General features: G+C 41.0%; 17 protein-coding genes, 1 tRNA gene and 1 pseudogene. 8 read left to right on the top strand and 11 right to left on the bottom strand.

The window, feature by feature from the left end:
• Positions 1-2: 2 nt before the first annotated feature.
• The 5 genes from DACET_RS08605 to DACET_RS08625 form a co-directional block, all read right to left on the bottom strand.
• Entirely contained in the window at positions 3-1,514 is a 1,512-nt protein-coding gene (locus DACET_RS08605; RefSeq protein WP_013010990.1) for an AAA family ATPase, read from the bottom strand.
• A 62-nt stretch (positions 1,515-1,576) separates the two neighbouring features.
• The gene (locus DACET_RS08610) at positions 1,577-1,894 is read right to left on the bottom strand and encodes a hypothetical protein (protein ID WP_148214167.1); all 318 of its coding nucleotides are present in this window, start codon (positions 1,892-1,894) and stop codon (positions 1,577-1,579) included.
• Positions 1,895-1,973: 79 nt separating this feature from the next.
• Entirely contained in the window at positions 1,974-2,798 is an 825-nt protein-coding gene (locus DACET_RS08615; protein ID WP_148214168.1) for a hypothetical protein, read from the bottom strand.
• Positions 2,799-3,069: 271 nt separating this feature from the next.
• Complete coding sequence (locus DACET_RS08620; RefSeq protein WP_013010993.1) at positions 3,070-3,342, bottom strand: HU family DNA-binding protein; 273 nt, start codon at positions 3,340-3,342, stop codon at positions 3,070-3,072.
• Positions 3,343-3,633: 291 nt separating this feature from the next.
• Positions 3,634-4,653 carry an aspartate-semialdehyde dehydrogenase gene (locus DACET_RS08625; RefSeq protein WP_013010994.1) on the bottom strand — a complete coding sequence of 340 codons (1,020 nt, stop codon included), beginning with the start codon at positions 4,651-4,653 and terminating at the stop codon, positions 3,634-3,636.
• 143 nt (positions 4,654-4,796) lie between these two features.
• On the opposite strand from DACET_RS08625, the gene DACET_RS08630 reads away from it, so the two are divergent.
• From DACET_RS08630 to DACET_RS08640, 3 genes are all read left to right on the top strand, one after another.
• Entirely contained in the window at positions 4,797-5,375 is a 579-nt protein-coding gene (locus DACET_RS08630; RefSeq protein ID WP_013010995.1) for a DNA-3-methyladenine glycosylase I, read from the top strand.
• Positions 5,376-5,387: 12 nt separating this feature from the next.
• Entirely contained in the window at positions 5,388-5,939 is a 552-nt protein-coding gene (locus DACET_RS08635; RefSeq protein WP_013010996.1) for a 50S ribosomal protein L11 methyltransferase, read from the top strand.
• A gap of 28 nt (positions 5,940-5,967) precedes the next feature.
• Positions 5,968-6,041: transfer RNA gene (locus DACET_RS08640), tRNA-Arg, on the top strand.
• A gap of 478 nt (positions 6,042-6,519) precedes the next feature.
• On the opposite strand, the gene DACET_RS08645 is transcribed toward DACET_RS08640, so the two are convergent.
• Positions 6,520-6,948, bottom strand: coding sequence for a VCBS domain-containing protein (locus DACET_RS08645; protein WP_013010997.1), 429 nt, complete (start codon positions 6,946-6,948; stop codon positions 6,520-6,522).
• 287 nt (positions 6,949-7,235) lie between these two features.
• Between DACET_RS08645 and DACET_RS08650 the strand changes: the two genes are divergently transcribed.
• Positions 7,236-7,436 (top strand): hypothetical protein, encoded by a 201-nt coding sequence (locus DACET_RS08650; RefSeq protein WP_013010998.1) that lies wholly within the window; start codon positions 7,236-7,238, stop codon positions 7,434-7,436.
• Positions 7,437-7,716: 280 nt separating this feature from the next.
• Positions 7,717-9,162 (top strand): catalase, encoded by a 1,446-nt coding sequence (locus tag DACET_RS08655; RefSeq protein WP_013010999.1) that lies wholly within the window; start codon positions 7,717-7,719, stop codon positions 9,160-9,162.
• A 103-nt stretch (positions 9,163-9,265) separates the two neighbouring features.
• Here the strand turns inward: DACET_RS08655 and DACET_RS08660 are convergent, their stop codons facing one another.
• The 4 genes and pseudogenes from DACET_RS08660 to DACET_RS08670 all read right to left on the bottom strand — a co-directional run bounded on the left by DACET_RS08660 (position 9,266) and on the right by DACET_RS08670 (position 12,881).
• On the bottom strand, positions 9,266-9,640 hold the full coding sequence (locus DACET_RS08660) for a response regulator (RefSeq protein ID WP_013011000.1): 375 nt from the start codon (positions 9,638-9,640) through the stop codon (positions 9,266-9,268).
• On the bottom strand, positions 9,637-10,158 hold the full coding sequence (locus DACET_RS16760; RefSeq protein ID WP_430640273.1) for a CZB domain-containing protein: 522 nt from the start codon (positions 10,156-10,158) through the stop codon (positions 9,637-9,639). Before DACET_RS16760 ends, DACET_RS08660 begins: the two co-directional genes overlap by 4 nt.
• Positions 10,132-10,983, bottom strand: a pseudogene (locus DACET_RS16765) (methyl-accepting chemotaxis protein); the annotation flags it as partial. The gene DACET_RS16760 and the pseudogene DACET_RS16765, both read right to left, overlap by 27 nt.
• A complete protein-coding gene (locus DACET_RS08670; protein ID WP_013011002.1) occupies positions 10,983-12,881 on the bottom strand; it encodes a response regulator in 1,899 nt (632 codons plus the stop codon). The pseudogene DACET_RS16765 and the gene DACET_RS08670, both read right to left, overlap by 1 nt.
• Positions 12,882-13,078: 197 nt before the next feature.
• On the opposite strand from DACET_RS08670, the gene DACET_RS08675 reads away from it, so the two are divergent.
• The gene (locus DACET_RS08675) at positions 13,079-14,512 is read left to right on the top strand and encodes a sensor domain-containing diguanylate cyclase (protein WP_211204075.1); all 1,434 of its coding nucleotides are present in this window, start codon (positions 13,079-13,081) and stop codon (positions 14,510-14,512) included.
• Here DACET_RS08675 and DACET_RS08680 read toward each other — a convergent pair.
• Positions 14,481-14,801, bottom strand: a complete 321-nt coding sequence (locus DACET_RS08680) for a helix-turn-helix domain-containing protein (RefSeq protein ID WP_013011004.1) — start codon at positions 14,799-14,801, stop codon at positions 14,481-14,483. The genes DACET_RS08675 and DACET_RS08680 overlap by 32 nt on opposite strands.
• A 111-nt stretch (positions 14,802-14,912) precedes the next feature.
• On the opposite strand from DACET_RS08680, the gene DACET_RS15580 reads away from it, so the two are divergent.
• Both DACET_RS15580 and DACET_RS08690 read left to right on the top strand, forming a co-directional pair.
• The gene (locus DACET_RS15580) at positions 14,913-15,488 is read left to right on the top strand and encodes a helix-turn-helix domain-containing protein (protein WP_013011005.1); all 576 of its coding nucleotides are present in this window, start codon (positions 14,913-14,915) and stop codon (positions 15,486-15,488) included.
• A gap of 30 nt (positions 15,489-15,518) precedes the next feature.
• Positions 15,519-18,722 (top strand): cache domain-containing protein, encoded by a 3,204-nt coding sequence (locus tag DACET_RS08690; protein ID WP_013011006.1) that lies wholly within the window; start codon positions 15,519-15,521, stop codon positions 18,720-18,722.
• Positions 18,723-18,848: the final 126 nt, after the last annotated feature.

The raw sequence follows: 18,848 nt of genomic DNA on the forward strand, positions 1-18,848 counted from the left end.
AATTAATTTGCACACTGGTCGGGGGTTTCGACTATTTTTATATACTTGGCGTACATATATCCGAATCTTCCCTGATATTTAGTTTTCCACCAGTTACCGTCCTCAGACAACTCATAAAGCTCTATATAAGCCTCACTCGGAGCTGTACCCAGAAGTTCAGTGTTAACTGACGGACCGGATCTGATCTTAAGCCCACTATTGGCTGTTATACATCCGTGCTGAAAGGCAGGTTCTTCAGGCTGAGCTTCTTCTAATTCTGTATCTATTGCTGCATCATCTTCAGAAGTAGACGCAGTTATGTGCTCTGGTTCAGCCTTACTGTTGTCTGCCTGCGGCTCAGGCTCTATCTTCTCTTCAGGCTCAGAGGCTGCGGAAGGATTTTCTGATTGTAACTTCTGTTGAGCTAATTCATTATCGGCAGCAGATTTTTCAGTTTGGACAGACTCCTGCTGATCAGTAACTGGCTGTTCGGGGATTGTTTCCTGAACGACAGAACCTGACGAGTCGGACTCTGATACCTCCGGAGTATTTTCAGCAGCGGGTGCGTCTGCCTCCGAAGATTTCTTTTGTACCATTACCACTGAAAAGATGTCAGTTACCTGATTATCAAAAAAAGAAATAATTGTATCTCTGTAAAAGAGCCCTGCCCCTATGACAACCACTATTAGTGCTATCATTATCATGCCTTTGCCGCCAGACCGTCTGGACACTTTGACTCCATATAGCCTTGCTGCTGCCATTTTTATATGAGACGAAGTGATCTTAGCCTGTTTTCCCTCTTTGGCTATGGCAAGAGCCTTTTGGGCTATCCTGTTAATCTCAGAAGGGATACCTTTCGAGTAGTTATATATTTCAGTGTAGGAATTATTTTTAAAAAGGTGCTGATCATCGTCACCAATGGCGGTTTTGATACGGTGTTCAACATATTCTACTGTATCGTGAAGATTAAGCGGAGCAAGCTCCACCGTAAAGGTAAACTTCGGCCCCAGGTCTCCGCCGATGTGCTTTAATCTATCGTGAAGTTCAGGGCATCCGGATATGATCACCTGCACAAGCTTACATTTTTCAATTTCGATTTCCATAAACTTATTAAGCATTTGAAGACTTTCGTCAGAGATATTTTCAGCATTATCAACAATAATAAGGTTATTCTTTCCTTCCTTATACTGATCAACAAAATACTCCATGATAAGCCCAAAAAGCTCCTGCCTGTCAGCTTCTTCAACCTCAAGTCCGAACCCTTTGCATATATCCAGCATCAGTTTATCTGTACTGGAGTCTTCATATCTGGTCATAGAAACATTACAGTCTTTTGCATTCTCTTTTAGGATTTTACAGGTCATAGTTTTCCCTGTCCCTTTCAATCCTGTGAGAAGCATAAAGCCTTTACGGCTGTTCAGACCATATTCAAGCAGAGTAATCGCTTTATCATGGTGTATCGAAGAAAAAAAGTACTTGTTATCGGGATAAGCACTGAAGGGTTCGTCCTTCAACCCGAATAAGTCCCTGCTCATATAGTCCTAACCCTTTTACTGCAATAATTTAGGTACATATTAAAGTAAATATACATAAATGTCTACTTTTCTATTGTTGAAAATATTAAAACATCTTCTGCGGCAGTATCAATACTCTCGCGCTGCTTTCTAAGCGCTCTGGTCTGCACCACGCCTTTGTTTATATCTCTGCTAACAATGTATAATTCGGTCTCCTGATCAAAAACATTAGCCGGAAGCATATCTATAGGATCTTTCATTGTAGCCACCATCTGAAATGTCTCCAGACCAAACGGAGCAATAATGTCAAACTCACCAAGGCTTATCCACTTGTTAACTTCATCAGCATCAACATATCGTATAAATTTCCTGTTCCCCTGTACAGCATAAAAATCTATCAAATAGGAAAACCTTTCACTCTTTTTGTCAACATGCCCCACAAGGAAAAAGTATCCCGGCTTGTTGATTTTTGCGAAAAGCTCAACCGACTCCCCCCCCCCTGTAAAGCATAGCTTTCTTTCCGTTTGCTGTGGAGAGCCTAGCAGTAAAGCCGTCAGAACTGCTCAGCCCCATTTTCAAAAGCTTCTCAAAGCTGACAGATACAGGTTTGTAGTTAAGTCCGGCATATGCCTTCTCTTTCAGCTTCTTCACGCTGGTCCCCGCAACCAGACCGTTTCTGTCTGTAAGGGTAGCAGTTATGTATATGCTATTATCTGCCGCTACATATTCTGACTCAAGAAAGTAATCTGCACTTCGCAGTGAATCTGCGGTCTTCATGCCGGAACTGAGCATACCTTTGAAAACAGAAGCAAACTCTGTGACTTCTTCCGAAGTGTGATAAACAGGATAATAAACATAGGTGTTAGCTTTACCAAGCTCGACAGATATAATATTTGCAGTGTGCTGCATACTGTCTGATGCATATGTGAGTTCATCTCTCATCCTCAACAGGCTTTCGTATGTAACATCAGGAAAACTTTTATAATCACCATTCAGAAGATATATTACAGATTTAAGCTTTTTGAAATTCTCAAACGCAGTCACAGCAGCCATAGTCAACTTATATCTATCCGTATCAGACTCAGACTTAAGCAACTGTTGCTGAATAGAATTAATCACTTTAACAGATTGGTCAGCATTTTTGATATACACAGGGAGTGCTTTTGAAGCCTTAAGCACAACTTCGCATTTATGGTCTGCACCGTTTCGAGAGAAACTATACTCAGCTCCGAATATAGGCAGCACACTTGTAATATCCACTTGCTTTTCAACAATCTGTTTTGCGTTTTGGATGTTATCACTCATATCTGTGTGAAGTTCTGTCCTAACATCAGTGTATAAAATAAAAGACAACTCTGAAACTGCATTTGCTCTTGCCTCTGACTCTGAGCGCCCATACCCCTCAGCAAAATAGTCAAACGCAAAAGAATATGAAATGCTAAAAATTAAAAAAGATAAAATTAACAAAATCTTACTGTTCATAAAGAAAATATAGCATGACTTGAAAAATGGGCAATAAAAAAAGGTTCCCGCTACGAGAACCTTTTTAAAGAAAAAACATTTCCAAATATTCTTCTTAGTCGATGGAATCTTTGAAAAGCTTGCCAGGTGTGAATTTAGGCACTTTCTTAGCAGGAATAGTCATCTCAGCGCCTGTCTGAGGGTTTCTACCCTTGCGTTCTTTTCTTTCTGATACAGAGAATGTACCAAAACCAACAAGTGTTACTTTGTCGTCAGCTTTAAGTGCAGCTACTGTTGCATCTTCAAAAGCTTTAAGTGCTTTTTCAGCATCTGATTTTTTCAGACCGGCCATTTCGGCGATCTTTTCGATGAGCTCTTTCTTGTTCACTACAACCTCCTAAACGTCAAGAAGTTAAAATTATATACACTCGGAAGCCTATAAAATCAAGTAAATAATCAGGCTTCTGCAAAAAAAGTCTATCATTGATTAATATTTATTAAAGCAATAGTGAAAATTACCCAACAAATAACCCTGACAGACCAGCATATGCTCTTAACTTTACTCCCCGACAAACATTTATTATATATGACAATTACCTTGTATAAAATTTCATACAAGAAAAATCCCCCGCCTTAAACGGACGAGGGATATTCAATTCTGATAAGTTAACTAACAAATTTATTGAACAAAAAGTTCAGCAATCTGCACAGCATTAGTTGCTGCTCCTTTCCGCAGCTGATCGCCCACAACCCAGAATGTAAGGGTATTTTCACGAGCGATGTCCTTTCTGATTCTGCCGACATAGCAAGTATCCCCGCCAGCCACAAAAAGAGGCATCGGGTACTTAGCATTTGCAGGGTCGTCTATCACTTCAAGCCCGGGAGCAGCAGCAAAAAGTTCCCGTGCTTTCTCCACACTAATAGGCTCAACAGTCTCAACAGTCACAGCTTCAGAATGAGCAGAAAGTGTCGGAACACGGACACAGGTTGCGCTGACTTTGATGTCTTTATCGTGCAGCATCTTTTGTGTTTCGTTGAACATCTTCATCTCTTCTTTTGTGTATCCGTTTTCTGTAAAGCTGTCCACATGAGGAATAACATTGAAAAGTATCTGATGTGCAAATTTATCAACAACGATATCTTCACCGTTAACCCATTGCCTTGCCTGATTTTCCAGTTCTTCCATAGCCTGTGCTCCTGCACCGGATGTAGACTGGTAAGAGGAGACAATGACATTTTTTATTTTAGAATAGTCATAAAGTGGTTTGAGAGCCACCAGCATGACAATAGTTGTACAGTTAGGGTTTGCTATTATCCCGTTATGTTTGAAGGCGTCCTCTGGGTTCACCTCCGGAACAACAAGAGGAACTTTAGGATCCATACGGAACGCTGACGAGTTATCTATAACGACTGCACCTGCTTTAACAGCGGAAGGGGCAAACTCCAGACTTCTGCCGCCGCCTGCACTGAAAAGTGCTATATCCACACCTTCGAAACAGTCGTGTGTCAGCTCTTCAACTTTATACGTTTTGCCTTTGAACGTAAGTTCCTTGCCTGCTGAGCGTTTGGAAGCGAGAAGCTTAAGCTCTGCAATGGGGAAGTTTCTCTCTTCAAGGATGTTAAGGAATGTTTCACCGACTGCGCCTGTAGCACCTGCTATAGCTACATTATATGCAGCTTTCTTTTGAAATTCTGACACATTACACCTCGCATATAAAGTTGTGAATACAACACATATGATGTAAACCGCCTAATGTCAATATATTTTGGCACCTGCCGTTGACAATTATTCAATTTCAAATACTATGTACTCTGTTAAAACAGCAGTTTCAGAGGTACACTATGGATATTGGAAACGACGGTAAAGCAAGGTGCTTCGGCGGAAAACCAGGACAGGAACTCTACGCAGATTATCACGACAACGAATGGGGGATCCCAGTATATGATGACAGGCTCCTCTTCGAAATGCTCGTACTGGAAGGTGCTCAGGCAGGACTTAGCTGGGAAACTGTCCTCAAAAAACGCGAAGGCTATAAAGAAGCATTCCACAACTTTGATGTTCAGAAAGTTGCCGGTATGACTGATGCAGACCTTGAAAACCTACGAAACAACCCGAACATAATAAGAAACCGCCTGAAAATTAACTCCGCAAGAAAAAACGCCGTAGTCTTTATAGCGATCCAGAAAGAATTTGGAACATTCTCTGACTATCTCTGGAGCTATGTAGACAACAAGCCAATCATAAACCATTGGAAAACCCTCAAAGACCTTCCAGCTAATACAGAAATAAGTGACGCTTTGGCAAAAGATCTGAAAAAAAGAGGGATGAGCTTTGTAGGCACTACAATTATGTACGCATATATGCAGTCAGTGGGTCTTGTGAATGACCATATGGAAGGTTGCTGGCGCTGCGAAAGCTGAGAATATAACTGTATGAATGAAAAAGTAATACATAACATACCACTGAGAAACGGAAAAACAGCACAGATTTATCAGGGGGCATTCGGAAGCGGCGAACACGAAACCACCCGAGCATGCATCAAACACCTTGAAACCATGAGCCTTTCAGGTAAAAAAGTTCTGGATGTCGGCTGCGGAACAGGGATACTGGGAATATGCGCATCTCTGCTGGGAGCAAAAGATGTTTACGGATATGATATCTCATGGGAAGCATGCAAAACTGCCGTAGAATGCAACAAACTTAACAATATATCAGACTACCATATAATATGCGGTTTTCAGGACTGTATAAACGGCGTTTTTGACATTATTTTTGCAAATATATACTTTGACATACTCATAGACATATCCGGCTTTATAAAGGATTCTATGGCAAATGGCGGTCTGCTCGTCCTTTCCGGCATACCGATAGAGTTCAATTATGATGTCAGGGCACATTATATAAAATGCGGATTTGAAGTTATTCGCTTGCAAATTCATGAAGATTTCTCTACTGTCTTGTTGAAGAAAACTTCAGAAGTGTGATACATGCTTTCTGATTTGCGTAAACCGAGGGCGGTTAGCTCAGTTGGATAGAGCACAGGCCTCCGAAGCCTGGTGTCGTGAGTTCGATTCTCATGCCGCCCATTATTTTTATTAATTAATACCAGTCATTTAAAATCACAAAAATAATTTAGTATATATTTGGTACAACCTGCCATAGATTCCCACGGGTAAAACTGTGCTTCTATTGCTTCGCACATGCTTAACATACGAAGTTACAACTTCGTTGTCAAAGGTAGGGCATATGAAAAATACGTCACAGAGAAGCCCGCAGGGTTGTGGCAATCTCTGGATTCGTTAGTTAACCCTTAGATTGCTTCGTCATCACATTCTTCACAATGACTTATAAACTCTAAAGCTGTGATTAGCTCATTCATCCACGCATAAATGCGTGATGTTCTGTCTTCGACCGCATAAAAAACACCCCCACCGTTTCCGACAGGGGCATGATTTTAACTTTAAGTACATCACTTAAGTGCAAACGATAGCACAAAAAACCGCTCCGCAGAACCGCAGCAGACACAATTATTTCGATTATCTTAGACTGTATTATAACAGTGAATTACTGAGCAATAGTAAATTCTGAACAGTCACCTGAGAAAGTAGCGTGCTCATCAAGATCAGTGTTATGCCATTCACCCGCAATTGTTACATCATCCTCGTTGCCGCTCAGAGTGATAACCACATACTCTGTATCATAAACAAAGCTGTATTTACCATCAGTATAGCCAAAAGAACCGCTTTCCACCTTCGAATAACCGGCATTAGTAGTTGTATATTCATATGCGTCATTTTCAATTTCAAAACTGAAAGTCCCTGTTTTATCACCCTGTAAACTTCCGGAGCACACAACCATGTCTACTTTTAATCCGGTAACTATATCATCTGAATCATTATCAGCATGATCACCGGCTAAATAGTCGTCGTCACCGCCACAGGATATTAAAAAAACTGACATGCACAAAACAATTAGCAGAAAGATATTTCTCATATTCCCCCCCCCCATAGTTTTCATTGTAAAATATTCTAGACAAAAAAGGAGATATCGCAAGCATAATTAGAGATCATACGTATATTGTAAGACAGAATAACAATAAAACCGCTTACTTTTACACTCTGAAAGCGGCATATTTAATCTTCATGAAAATAGCCCTGTCAAAAAAAATATATATCCTATAAGATGCCCACGGTTTGCAGGGTAAATTGACTGCAAGTCATACAACTTACCGCTGAGTTTTAGTTATTAATCTTGCCTCAGCATAACCACAAGGAGAAAAAATGAGCTTTCCAGATCAATATCAGAAGAAAACAGGAAACCGTATACACAAATTTGAATGTTCTAACTGCAAAGCACTTGTCAGCGTAGACTTCAGTAAAGTCAAAAGAGGCTACTTCGCTATTTGCAGACAGTGTGGCACTGAGTTCCCTTTTAACGAATCCGATGAGAGACTTGTCAGAAAAATCAAAAAGTCTATCTAATTATCTACAATTTTAATCCTGCCATGCTTACACACTTAAGATAATTAGCCTATTTATGCCTTTCTGCTCATCTCTAACTATTCTACAACGTTCAGTATCAGACTTAACTTAAACACTTCATTCTGAAAGAATTATTTTACTGTGCTTGTTCAGCATAAAATTATCGTCATATCTTTATTGCAATTGCCACATATTAATGTAAAATATCTATAGATAAAATTTATCTATTAATTAGCAATATTATATATCAATAACGCTATTAAGTTAAAAGGAGGCATCTATGAAAGATAGAAAAACGTTGACCACAGCAGCAGGAATACCTGTACCTGATAACCAGACATCACTAACCGCAGGCGAACGCGGTCCGACTTTACTTCAGGACCATTACCTTATGGAAAAACTTGCTCATTTCAACAGAGAAAGAATACCTGAGAGGATAGTCCATGCAAAAGCTGCCGGAGCTCACGGCACATTCACTGTGACACACGACATCACAAAGTATACTAAAGCAAAAATATTCTCTGAAATTGGCAAAAAAACCAAGATGTTCGGACGATTTTCCACTGTAGCAGGAGAAAAAGGGTCTGCAGACACCGTACGTGACGTGAGAGGATTTGCTTTAAAATTTTATACGGAGGAAGGCAACTGGGATCTGGTTGGAAACAACACTCCTGTTTTTTTCATCAGGGATGCAATCAAATTCCCTGATTTCATCCACACACAAAAGCGCGACCCTCAAACCAATACCAAAAATGACACAATGCAGTGGGATTTCTGGTCACAAGTCCCCGAAGCTCTTCATCAGGTGACAATACTTTTCTCTGACAGAGGTCTCCCGGCTGGAATACCGTATATCAACGGGTACGGAAGCCACACTTACAGTCTCATTAACTCTGAAAATGAACGATTCTGGGTCAAATTCCATTTCAAAACTCAACAGGGGGTAAAAACCATGTCCCCTGCCGATGCAAACAGGCTTGCAGGAGAAAACCCTGACTACCACACTGTTGAACTTTTCAAAGCGATAGAAAAAGGGGACTTTCCGAAATGGAATCTACGCATACAGGTGATGCCTGAAAAAGATGCCGAAAAATATAGATATAACCCTTTCGACCTTACGAAAGTCTGGCCTCACAGCGATTATCCACTCATAGATGTAGGCGTGCTGGAGCTGAACAAAAACCCTCAAAACTACTTCGCAGAGGTTGAGCAAGCGGCATTCTCTCCCGGAAACGTCGTTCCCGGCGTATCATTTTCGCCGGATAAAATGCTTCAGGCAAGAATAGTATCATACGCTGATGCACATAGATACAGGCTGAGCGGAAACTACGAACTCATACCTATAAACTGCCCTCATGCGGCAAAAGTACAAAACACCTATCAGCGTGACGGAATCATGAGAGTTGACGATAACGGAGGAGCAGAACCAAACTATGAGCCGAATAGTTTCGGCGGCCCTGTTGAAAACCACGCTTACGATGAACCGCCTCTTAAAATATCCGGCGATGCCGCCAGGTACGAACAAAAAAGAGGTGTGGACGATGACTATGTCCAGCCCGGTGATCTTTACAGGTTAATGTCTCCTGAGCAGCAAAAACAACTTGCAGAGAACATAGCAGGCAGCCTTAAGAATGCTCCGGTTGACATACAGAAGAAAATGGTTGAGCACTTCTCCAGAGCAGACAAGGAATACGGCGAGAAAGTTGCAAAAAAATTAGGATTATAAACAAATCAAGGGGCTTCTCGGAGCCCCTTTTTTAACTACAGTAACTCCACAAAACAATGAACGAAAAACAGCAACAGAAAGCTTCAGAGCCGTTCTCTGTTCCTCACTCTGCCAGCACCTGCCTGATTTTAGCTTCAACATCCCGCAGGTTTCTGAAAGGCTTCAGGATGTAATGGTCAGCTCCGATCTTGTGGCTTTTCAAAACTCTATCAAGAGTTGAGTAAGCTGTCATCATAATAACTTTCACATTTTTATTTTTTTCTTTGAGCTTATTCAGAACTTCGATCCCGTCCATTTCAGGCATCATAATATCAAGCAGAACAACATCAAAGTTTGATCCGTCATATGCTCTCACTGCTTCAACAGGATTATAAAAAGACTTAACGCTTTTAAACTCAGATTTTCTGAATGCTGTCTCAAGCATTTTGAGAATTTCCCGTTCATCATCAACAATCATAACATTAATGTCTTTAGTCATTTTACTTTACCTGCCTGCTTTTTGTTGTCGAAAAGAGCATCAATAGCCTCGTGCATCATCTTTCCTGAACGTTCTTCTATCATATGGTCGAGGGAGGCAAAAACTTCCTGACTTGCAACTTCAATCTTTTCTATCCTGTCTTTTATCTCATCAAACGTGCACCCCTGGAACTGTTCGATACAACGGGTATAAAGAGTGTTAGCCTCTTCATGAACAGTCTTGTGAGGGTGCATAAGCTCACGATACCCCGAAGTGTCGCTGAATGTCTCTTTCCCCTTCCCTTCATTATACCAGTGCCCCAGCCTGCAATCGTCATGAGAAACACAGCTAAAGTCGTTTGTGCCTTCAAGTACACTGTTATAAAGATTATTTTTATATATGATATGGTCTATTTTCGCCAAATTAGCAAATATCTGATTACTGAGGTGCATAGTTTCATACATAACTCTATTGGCATTTTTGTTAAATGTTTTGACCATGCCGTAAAGATCGTCGGTATTCTGTGACACTGCCCCCATATTTTCCTGAACATTTGAGGTATTTGCAAGCAGCTCCTTTATGTCTTTGTGCATCCCGTCTACAACGCCTGCGATCTCGGAAGTTGCGCTCTGTGTCCGTTCAGCAAGTTTCCTCACCTCATCCGCCACAACGGCAAAGCCTCTGCCGGCCTCTCCTGCCCTTGCTGCCTCAATAGAAGCATTCAAGGCAAGCAGGTTTGTCTGATCCGCAATATCTTTGATCAAATTTGTCACCTGCGAAATCTCTTCGCTTCGCCGTGATAAAGCGGAGCTTGTATTTGTGGATTCGTCTATGAATTTTGAAAGCCCCTCTACTTCGTGACTGAGCACCTGAACATTGGACATACCATGATCGGAAAGTTCCGCTGTTTCTTTTGATTCAGCAATCATGCCGTCCATCTCATCCAGCATTTTTATAAAAAAATCCTGATTCATTTTAAAAGAAGTGCTGACTGTCCCCTGATGAATCTCCGCAAAAAGCTGATGAATTTTTGAAGCGACAGCATCCATACTTATAGCATAGGCTATCTCACCTGATGGAAGTTTTTTAGTTTTAATATGCATAGACCCGTGTGGTGTTTCAATTTCTGATGCTCCGGAAACTAGCTGTCCTGCAACCTCATCAAAATTTGCATATTCTTCAGCGTTATGATTTTTATATACAACCACACCGTCTTTCATGACCACAAGCAGTTCGTGATGAGACAAAGACGCAAGTTCTTTATAGAACTCCAGCTCAGCATTCAGTTTTTTTATCTCCTGTGCTGTGTTCTCATCCTGCAGCAGCCTTTCTCCTTTCTTCGAAAAAAACATACTCCCCTCCATTAAATATTGATCTCAAAAGCCGCCCCATTGTTAATATTATATGCTCTTATAGTTCCATTGTGTTTTTCGACTATACTCTTTGCGATATTGAGCCCTATCCCCATCCCTTTGTGTTTTTTGGAACTGGAAAAAAGCTCGAAAAGTTTATTCAGCATCTCAGGTGCAATCCCGCCTCCATTGTCTTTAATTGTTATTCTATAACCCTTTATATTTGGTTCGATGTCAATCATAATAGATTTTTCATCAAATGTTAAGTCTCTATGAGCCAGTTGGTCTAAACTGTTGTTCAAAAGGATTATCCAGACCTGCCCCAACATTACAGGCACAATATACGCAGGCATATACTCCTCATCAGGTTTCAGCTCCATAGTCAGCATTTTTCTATTGATGTATATGGGAGCAATATGCTTAGACCTGTTGTAAACCATTCTACCCGCCATGACAAAAGTCTCATAGAGGTTTGCATGTTCAAACTCAAATTTTGCGTCTCCGGTAACTTCTCTCATAGACTCTATAATAAGTGTGATTCGTGATATCCCATCTTTTATCGAATGAAAATACTCCTGCAGTTCTCCCTGACTACTATCACGATCAGCGTCTTCCAGACTCCATTCCAGAAGCTCTATGTTCCCTTTTATGTATGTAAGAGGAGTATTGATTTCATGAGTGACTCCTGCAGCCAGCTTACCGATTGAGGCAAGCATCGCCCCTGTCAGTTCTTTTTGTTTAAGATCCTCCAGCTCTGTTATATCATTAAGGCGTACCACGGTGAGCTTGTCCAGCCCGAGATACGACTGATCCAGCTCAAACACATTGACGATAAAATATGATTCTTTTTCATCGGGTGGTTTTCGTATCACAACACGGGAGCTGCTGACTGTTCCGTCACTTCGAAAAAGTTCTTTTATATTTTGTTCCCCTATGGGGATTTTCTCACTTCGCTCACCCTCAATGTCAACAATATAGTCCCGCAGGTTAAAGCCTGACTCAGCAGCAGCTTCTGTAGTATCAAAACGGAAATAATCCAGAAAAGCCTGATTTGAAAGTTTAAGTTTCATTGACGAATCATATGCAAACATCACCGAGCTGTCTGCATCAAAGAAAGCCTGAAGCTGTTCGGTATATCTCGAGACAACAAGACTCATATCTTTTTCTATGGAAATGTACCCTGCCAATTTCCCGTTCTCTACAATGGGCAGCAGGTTAACCTCTGCAAGATACTCATATCCGCTTTTTGAAATACTAGTGATGTATCCGTGCCAGACATTCTCATCGCCGTTGTCTCTGTTATCCACTGACTTAATATCATATATGTCGTCAGTCTTGCGTACGATACTGTAATGTTCCCCCAGAAGCTCTTTTTCAGAATACTGGGACGCGATGCAGAAATTACTGTTAACATAGGTAAAGCAACCTTCACTGTCCAAAAGTGAAAAGATAGTTGAAGAATCTACACCATACCTGTAAGCCTTAAGAAGATTCTGGTAGCGAGTCAGTTCTTTAGCAATCCGCAGATCCTCAAGGAACAGATTAAGCAAATGCTGTAGCTTATCTTTGTAAACAGGCTTCTCAAGAAACCTGTCCACCCCCATGTTAATAGCTTTAATAAGGACATCTGAATCTGTATAGATCGTCATCAGGACAAGCTTTGTCTGCGGTGCCTCAGTGCGCATCACACTGAACATCTCAAGTCCGCTCATACCAGGCATATTATAATCTGAAAGAACTATTTCCGGGCGATGGAGACGAAACAATTCTAAACCCTGTTCGCCGTTTTCAGCAAGAATCATCTCAAGCCCGATCGAGTTGAAGATACCCTCCAGCATTTTTCTGGTAAGACGGTCATCCTCAACTACAAGTATTCTGGCGGGGGTATTGTCCACGAAAGAATTTACCATTGATAATGAGTCTCCGTTATCTCTTCAAAATGCCCGGAAGAGCTCTACACAAAAACACTAACACAAACATGATAAAAAGACACTGATTAACTAAAAGAACTCTGTAAATTTCATTAGTTTTTTGCTAAACTGACTCTAAAATGATTTAAAATAAATATATGAAAACTATAAAGAATAAAACAAGCTTATTTATAATTGTGGGAACTCTTCTTACTGTCGGCTTTCTGATTACTAACCTGATCAGCTATTACGCTGCCAAAAATACCATGAGAGACAGCATCATCAATACCTCACTCCCCCTCACCAGAGACAATATTTACTCTGAAATACAGAGAGACATAATGCTTCCGGTTTATGTTGCCTCGCTGATGGCTAATGATACTTTCCTGAAAGACTGGGTTATCAACGGAGAAGAGGACTTATCCACTATTCAAAAATACCTCAGAGAGATAAAGTTTAAATATCACCTTTTCACATCTTTTTACGTATCTGAAAAAACAAAACACTACTACTATTATGGCGGACTGCTTAAAACTCTGTCCAAAAACGACAGCCACGACAAATGGTATGATGAATTTATCTCACAACATGTCCCTTATGAGCTGGTAGTAGACACGAATCAGGCGGCAAATAACGCACTTACTATTTTTATCAACCACAGGGTTTACGACTATGAACATAACCTTCTCGGAGTTACAGGGGTCGGACTTGACCTTGAACGCATAACAAATCTCCTGTCAGCCTACAGAGTCAAATATAACAGAGACATCTATCTGGTTGATCAGGAAGGTCTGATAAAAGCTCATTCAGATAAGGAACTTGTTGAAGCTGCAAACATTCGCCTCATGCCAGGCATTAAAGATATTGCACACTCAGTCCTGAATATCTCACAGCACTCCGAAGACTTTGAATATAACAGACATAGAGAACACATCCTTCTTACCAAAAGATATATCCCTGAGCTTAGATGGTTTCTGCTGGTTGAACAAAGCCAGGACAAGGCCATAGCCAACATCTGGTATAATTTTATTAAAAGCACTATTCTGGGGCTTCTCGTAACAGCTATTGTAGTATTCATAATTATGTCCTCCGTGAACTACTATAACAGACGCTTAGAAAGACTGGCGATAACAGATGAGCTAACAGGCAGCTATAACAGAAGAGAGTTCTCCCGCATATACGACAAAGCGGTTCAGTGGTACAAAAAGAATGAGGAACCATTTTCAGTTATACTGGTGGATATAGACAATTTTAAGATAATTAACGATGCAAAAGGGCACGCTGCCGGTGACTCTGTAATCAAAGCTGTAACCAGAATATGCAAAAACAGTATCCGCGGAAACGACCTCATCGCAAGGTGGGGCGGAGATGAATTCATAATGCTCATTTATGGCGACAGCAACACAGCAAGCACTATTGCAGAACGTATACAGAGATACATGAGCCAGGATGAAGAACTGCTTACCATAACCTCAGACATAGACGATATCACCTTAAGCATAGGTATATCAGAGTATACCGTAACGGATTCTGAAGACAGTATAACAATACGTGCCGACAAAGCTCTCTACAGTGCAAAAGAAAGCGGGCGCAACAAGGTCATAATAACGCAGTCTCCTCAGAAATACTGACAGATCCCCCTTCGTAAACAGTAAGCAAGTATCTTCGCGGAAACCGTCTGCCTTTGCAGTCATAGTCATCAGACAGCAAACTGTCAAGAGGTATCCCCAGAAGATCCGCGATGCTGTTCAGTGTGAAGATATCAGGCAGTCTTGCCCCTGTGACATAGTTACTGAGCCTTGACGGACTTATCCCCAGCTTCTTAGCAAATTCTAACTGGCTCTGACCGGTTCTCTTTATTTCATCTTTTAGTCTGCTTCCTAGAAAGCTGACTTTTCCTATATTTATCTCATCCGGCATCGCTCCCTCCATTTGATAGCATATGCGACATTAATTTACATTCTGCTGACATCATGTTATAATTATATATTATATATGCTATACTACACAGGAAGTCAACAAATATTACATATGCAATATAAAAAAATAGCAGACAGGCTCAAAGAGCTTCGTAAAGCACTGGACATGTCACAAACAGATTTTGGCAGAAAAATTGGTAAGAACTATCACTCTGTCATGCGTTGGGAGCTTGGCAGAGTGCTCCCGCCATCAAATGTGATAGTGCACATCTGCGAATCTTTCGATGTTTCCCCTGACTGGCTGAAGTCAGGCAAAGGCAAAATGTTTCTGAACAGTGACCCGTATATTGCTGAAGCAGAAACCGCACCATATGACTTTCAGCAGGAAAAAATATCATTGCAGCCCGACAGTATATTCATGCCTGACGGGGCTGCCGCTATGAAAGCAGCAAGCGGCTCCACACCGCCTGTAAGCGAAAATGACATCATAGTCTATAATCCGGCTTGTGATGTTGACGGAGATGGGATGTACCTTATTGAAGATAACTATGGGGACTGTTACGTGCGTTTCTACAAGAAGGCTGACAGACTTTTTCATTCTAAAAGACCAGACTACCCTGATGTTGATTATTCACAGGCAAAGGTTACCGGTAAGGTGATAAAAATTATGCGGGAAATTATTTTTTAAGAAATGAAATCCCGTATACAAGGGTGAGCAATGAAGATGTTCAGACCGGATCTTAAATTTAAAATTCTTTCTCTTATATTTGTGTTTATATCTGTCTCTGCGATTATATTAATACTTAGCACATACTCAAAGCTCCGCAATGATATTTTACAGAAAAATTCTGAGATTTTTCAAACCTTTACCGATATATTCCACAGCGAAAAAGACATTCTGACCAAAAAATACTCAATGTCTCTTGATATATTGATGGAAAACCGCGCCGTTCTTGATGCGTTCAGGTTACAGGACAGGAACAAACTAAAATCGCTCATAAATGACCTTTATAACAACAGGCTTAAAAACTTTTATGACATTGAACAGCTTCATTTCCACCTCTCACCAGCCGTGAGCTTATACAGAGTCCACGCCCCGAGTAAATTCGGAGATGATCTTTCAGGGTTCAGAAAAACAGTATTGAAGGCAAATCTGAGTAAAAGTATGGTTGCCGGGCTTGAAGTAGGGCGGGCAGGGCTCGGGCTGAGAGTTGTCAAACCCGTCTGGAATAACTATGATTTTATAGGTACAGTTGAACTTGGCGGCAACATCAATAACCTTTTGTCCACGCCGGCAAATGCGACAAAAATTGAATATGCTGTCGGCATTTTTATGAAATCTCTCGAAAAATCAAATTTTTTTGACAACAAACATAATAAGATAACATATAAAAACATGCACATCTATGACTACTCATCACCTCAGATAAAAGACCTTATAACATCAAGCAGTATCGACAGACCAGATGAGCTTATACATGCAGGCAATCAATATTTTATGGTAAAACATATTCCACTAAAAGACTTTTCATCCGACCAGATCGGATATCTGCTCTTAAGCAGAGACACCACAGCAGAAGTCAGTGCAATGCATACTGAACTCCTCAAACAGGTTATTATAATATTCTCATATGCCCTTGCTGCGGTGGCTCTTCTGAGCGTTATTCTTATTAAACTCATCTTTAGCCCTCTGGATAAAATCACCAATCACATCACTGCCGTTCAGAAAGAAACAGATATCCCTATAAAGCCAGTAATCATTAAGGGGAAATCAGAAATAGCAACTCTGGCAGCAGCTTTTAACCTTATGAATGTTAAGCTTGCAGAAAGCTTTGAGAGAATCAATACCCAGATGCACCAGATACAGGAGATAAACACCAGTCTGGAAAGACGTGTAAGCGAACGTACGCAGCAACTGGAGTTGACCAACACACGTCTTAAAAACGCAATGGGGGAAATACAGTTTGCGAATGAGGCTAAAAGCGAATTTCTCGCAAGCATGAGTCATGAAATACGAACCCCCATGAACGCTGTTCTGGGATTAAGCTATCTTATGATGCAGACCGAACTGACCGGCAAACAGTACGACTATATTAGTAAAATCAGAAGCTCTGCCAACCTCCTCTTAGAAATAGTCAATGATGTCCTTGATTTTTCAAAAATTGAGGCGGGAAAGCTGGAACTTGAAACTGATGTTATGAACCTTAAAGACAATATCAAACGTATTGCGGGCATAATAGAAGTTACTGTAAGCAAAAAAAATGTATCAGTGCAACTGGAGATTGATGAAAACATACCTGACTACCTTGTGGGTGATTCTTTGCGGATCACTCAGGTTTTGAACAATCTCGCCACAAATGCAGCAAAATTCACGGAGCAGGGGCACATTGAAATATCCGCATTCCTGCTGACCAAAAATAAAAACTATGCAAAAATCCGCATAACAGTCAGCGATACCGGTATAGGCATCCCTACGGATAAGATCCCCATCCTCTTCGATTCCTTTACACAGGTTAAAAGGAAAAATCAGAAAAAGCAGAGCGGTTCCGGTCTGGGACTTTCGATATCTAAAAAGATACTCAATGCCATGGAATCCGATATAACTGTTGAAAGCAAGGAAGGTGAAGGCTCTGTCTTTACATTTATTCTCACTCTGATGATAGCAGATAAAGACGCCATCGTCACATCCTGCAAAAATGAAGAAAAACTAAACAATAAAAGAATCCTAGTCTGTGAACCTGCTCAACAAGACTGCGGTTCGGTTACGTCCTTTTTCAGAGAAAACATGGCAGACGTGCTCAATGTCACCAATCAGTTTAGCCTGATAAAACAAATCAGCAAAAATACAGACTGTAGCAGTTCGCTAATTTTTGATATGCTGGTGATTGACACAAGCACGCTCACAGACGAATCATTCAGTATGATCAGAACGGCAATAGAAAATATCTCTAAGGAAACTTTTCCGCCGGTTATACTCATATCAGGAAACAGCAGGATAACCGACGCCGCTAACGAGGCAATAGGCGATATCAGACTATTCGTAGTTCATAAAGATCAGGCAATGGAAACACTGCCGTCTCTTGCCTATGAGCTGCTCATGGGAGAACAATCCGTTAAACCTGATGTTGAATGCCTCAAACGGACGAAACATACTAACAGCGGTATCAAAGCACTTATCGTGGATGATAACAGTATAAACATACAGGTTGTCACTGAGTTCGCAGACATGCTGGGGCTGTCGTATGTGACAGCCAAAAGCGGAACCGAAGCCGTTAGAAAGGCAAATGAGTCTGAGTTTGACATTATCTTCATAGACATCATAATGCCGGAAATGGACGGCATTACAGCAACTGAAAAAATACGCCAAAACCCTAAACATGCCAAAACACCCATATATGCACTCTCCGCAAGCACTATGCCGGAAGACGTCAACAGATGCAGACGTGCAGGAATGAATGGACACATAGCTAAACCTGTAAAGCTTCAGGACATAACAATGGCTCTCAGAGACTGCGCAATAAAGACGCCCTCTCCTGAACATACAAAGCCGAATGAAATAGATATTCCTGCCGGTGATGAACTTCTGAATACGGAAGAAGCCCTTTCAAACCTCAACGGGAATAAAAAACTTTACCTTGAGCTGCTCACAAAATACTATTCAGAGTATGCAGGACTGGACATCAAAACCAGGCATATGCTGAAAGACTCTTCACCTGCTCAGGCAAAAGTCTTCTTTCATACGATAAAAGGGGTAGCCAAAACTCTGGGAGCTACCAAACTCAGCGAATATGCCGAAGCTCTTGAGATCATGACTGATAGTCACACACAACTCCTGGAAACTCCAGCAATGGAACATTTCTGTAAAGAAGGGAGAGCTATCGACCTTAAGCTGAGAGATTTTCTGAAGAATAATCCACTCTAACGGCAAAATCTCTCTTATATTCTATACTTTATATATTGTTCGACGTAGCTTCACAACATTTTCGAACTGCTGATAACAGCTAACGAGGCAAGATGTTTAGCACAAAAGATCAAAACTGGTATTGAA

The organism is Denitrovibrio acetiphilus DSM 12809, from assembly GCF_000025725.1.
Taxonomy (GTDB): Bacteria; Chrysiogenota; Deferribacteres; order Deferribacterales; family Geovibrionaceae; genus Denitrovibrio; species Denitrovibrio acetiphilus.

Bases quoted from the DNA above. Each gene is read 5' to 3' on its own strand.
- DACET_RS08605 (WP_013010990.1), bottom strand. From the start codon at position 1,514: ATGAGCAGGGACTTATTCGGGTTGAAGGACGAACCCTTCAGTGCTTAT.
- DACET_RS08615 (WP_148214168.1), bottom strand. From the start codon at position 2,798: ATGAGTGATAACATCCAAAACGCAAAACAGATTGTTGAAAAGCAAGTG.
- DACET_RS08630 (WP_013010995.1), top strand. From the start codon at position 4,797: ATGGATATTGGAAACGACGGTAAAGCAAGGTGCTTCGGCGGAAAACCA.
- DACET_RS08635 (WP_013010996.1), top strand. From the start codon at position 5,388: ATGAATGAAAAAGTAATACATAACATACCACTGAGAAACGGAAAAACA.
- DACET_RS08645 (WP_013010997.1), bottom strand. From the start codon at position 6,948: ATGAGAAATATCTTTCTGCTAATTGTTTTGTGCATGTCAGTTTTTTTA.
- DACET_RS08650 (WP_013010998.1), top strand. From the start codon at position 7,236: ATGAGCTTTCCAGATCAATATCAGAAGAAAACAGGAAACCGTATACAC.
- DACET_RS08655 (WP_013010999.1), top strand. From the start codon at position 7,717: ATGAAAGATAGAAAAACGTTGACCACAGCAGCAGGAATACCTGTACCT.
- DACET_RS08660 (WP_013011000.1), bottom strand. From the start codon at position 9,640: ATGACTAAAGACATTAATGTTATGATTGTTGATGATGAACGGGAAATT.
- DACET_RS16760 (WP_430640273.1), bottom strand. From the start codon at position 10,158: ATGGGGGCAGTGTCACAGAATACCGACGATCTTTACGGCATGGTCAAA.
- DACET_RS08670 (WP_013011002.1), bottom strand. From the start codon at position 12,881: ATGGTAAATTCTTTCGTGGACAATACCCCCGCCAGAATACTTGTAGTT.
- DACET_RS08680 (WP_013011004.1), bottom strand. From the start codon at position 14,801: ATGCCGGATGAGATAAATATAGGAAAAGTCAGCTTTCTAGGAAGCAGA.
- DACET_RS15580 (WP_013011005.1), top strand. From the start codon at position 14,913: ATGCAATATAAAAAAATAGCAGACAGGCTCAAAGAGCTTCGTAAAGCA.
- DACET_RS08690 (WP_013011006.1), top strand. From the start codon at position 15,519: ATGAAGATGTTCAGACCGGATCTTAAATTTAAAATTCTTTCTCTTATA.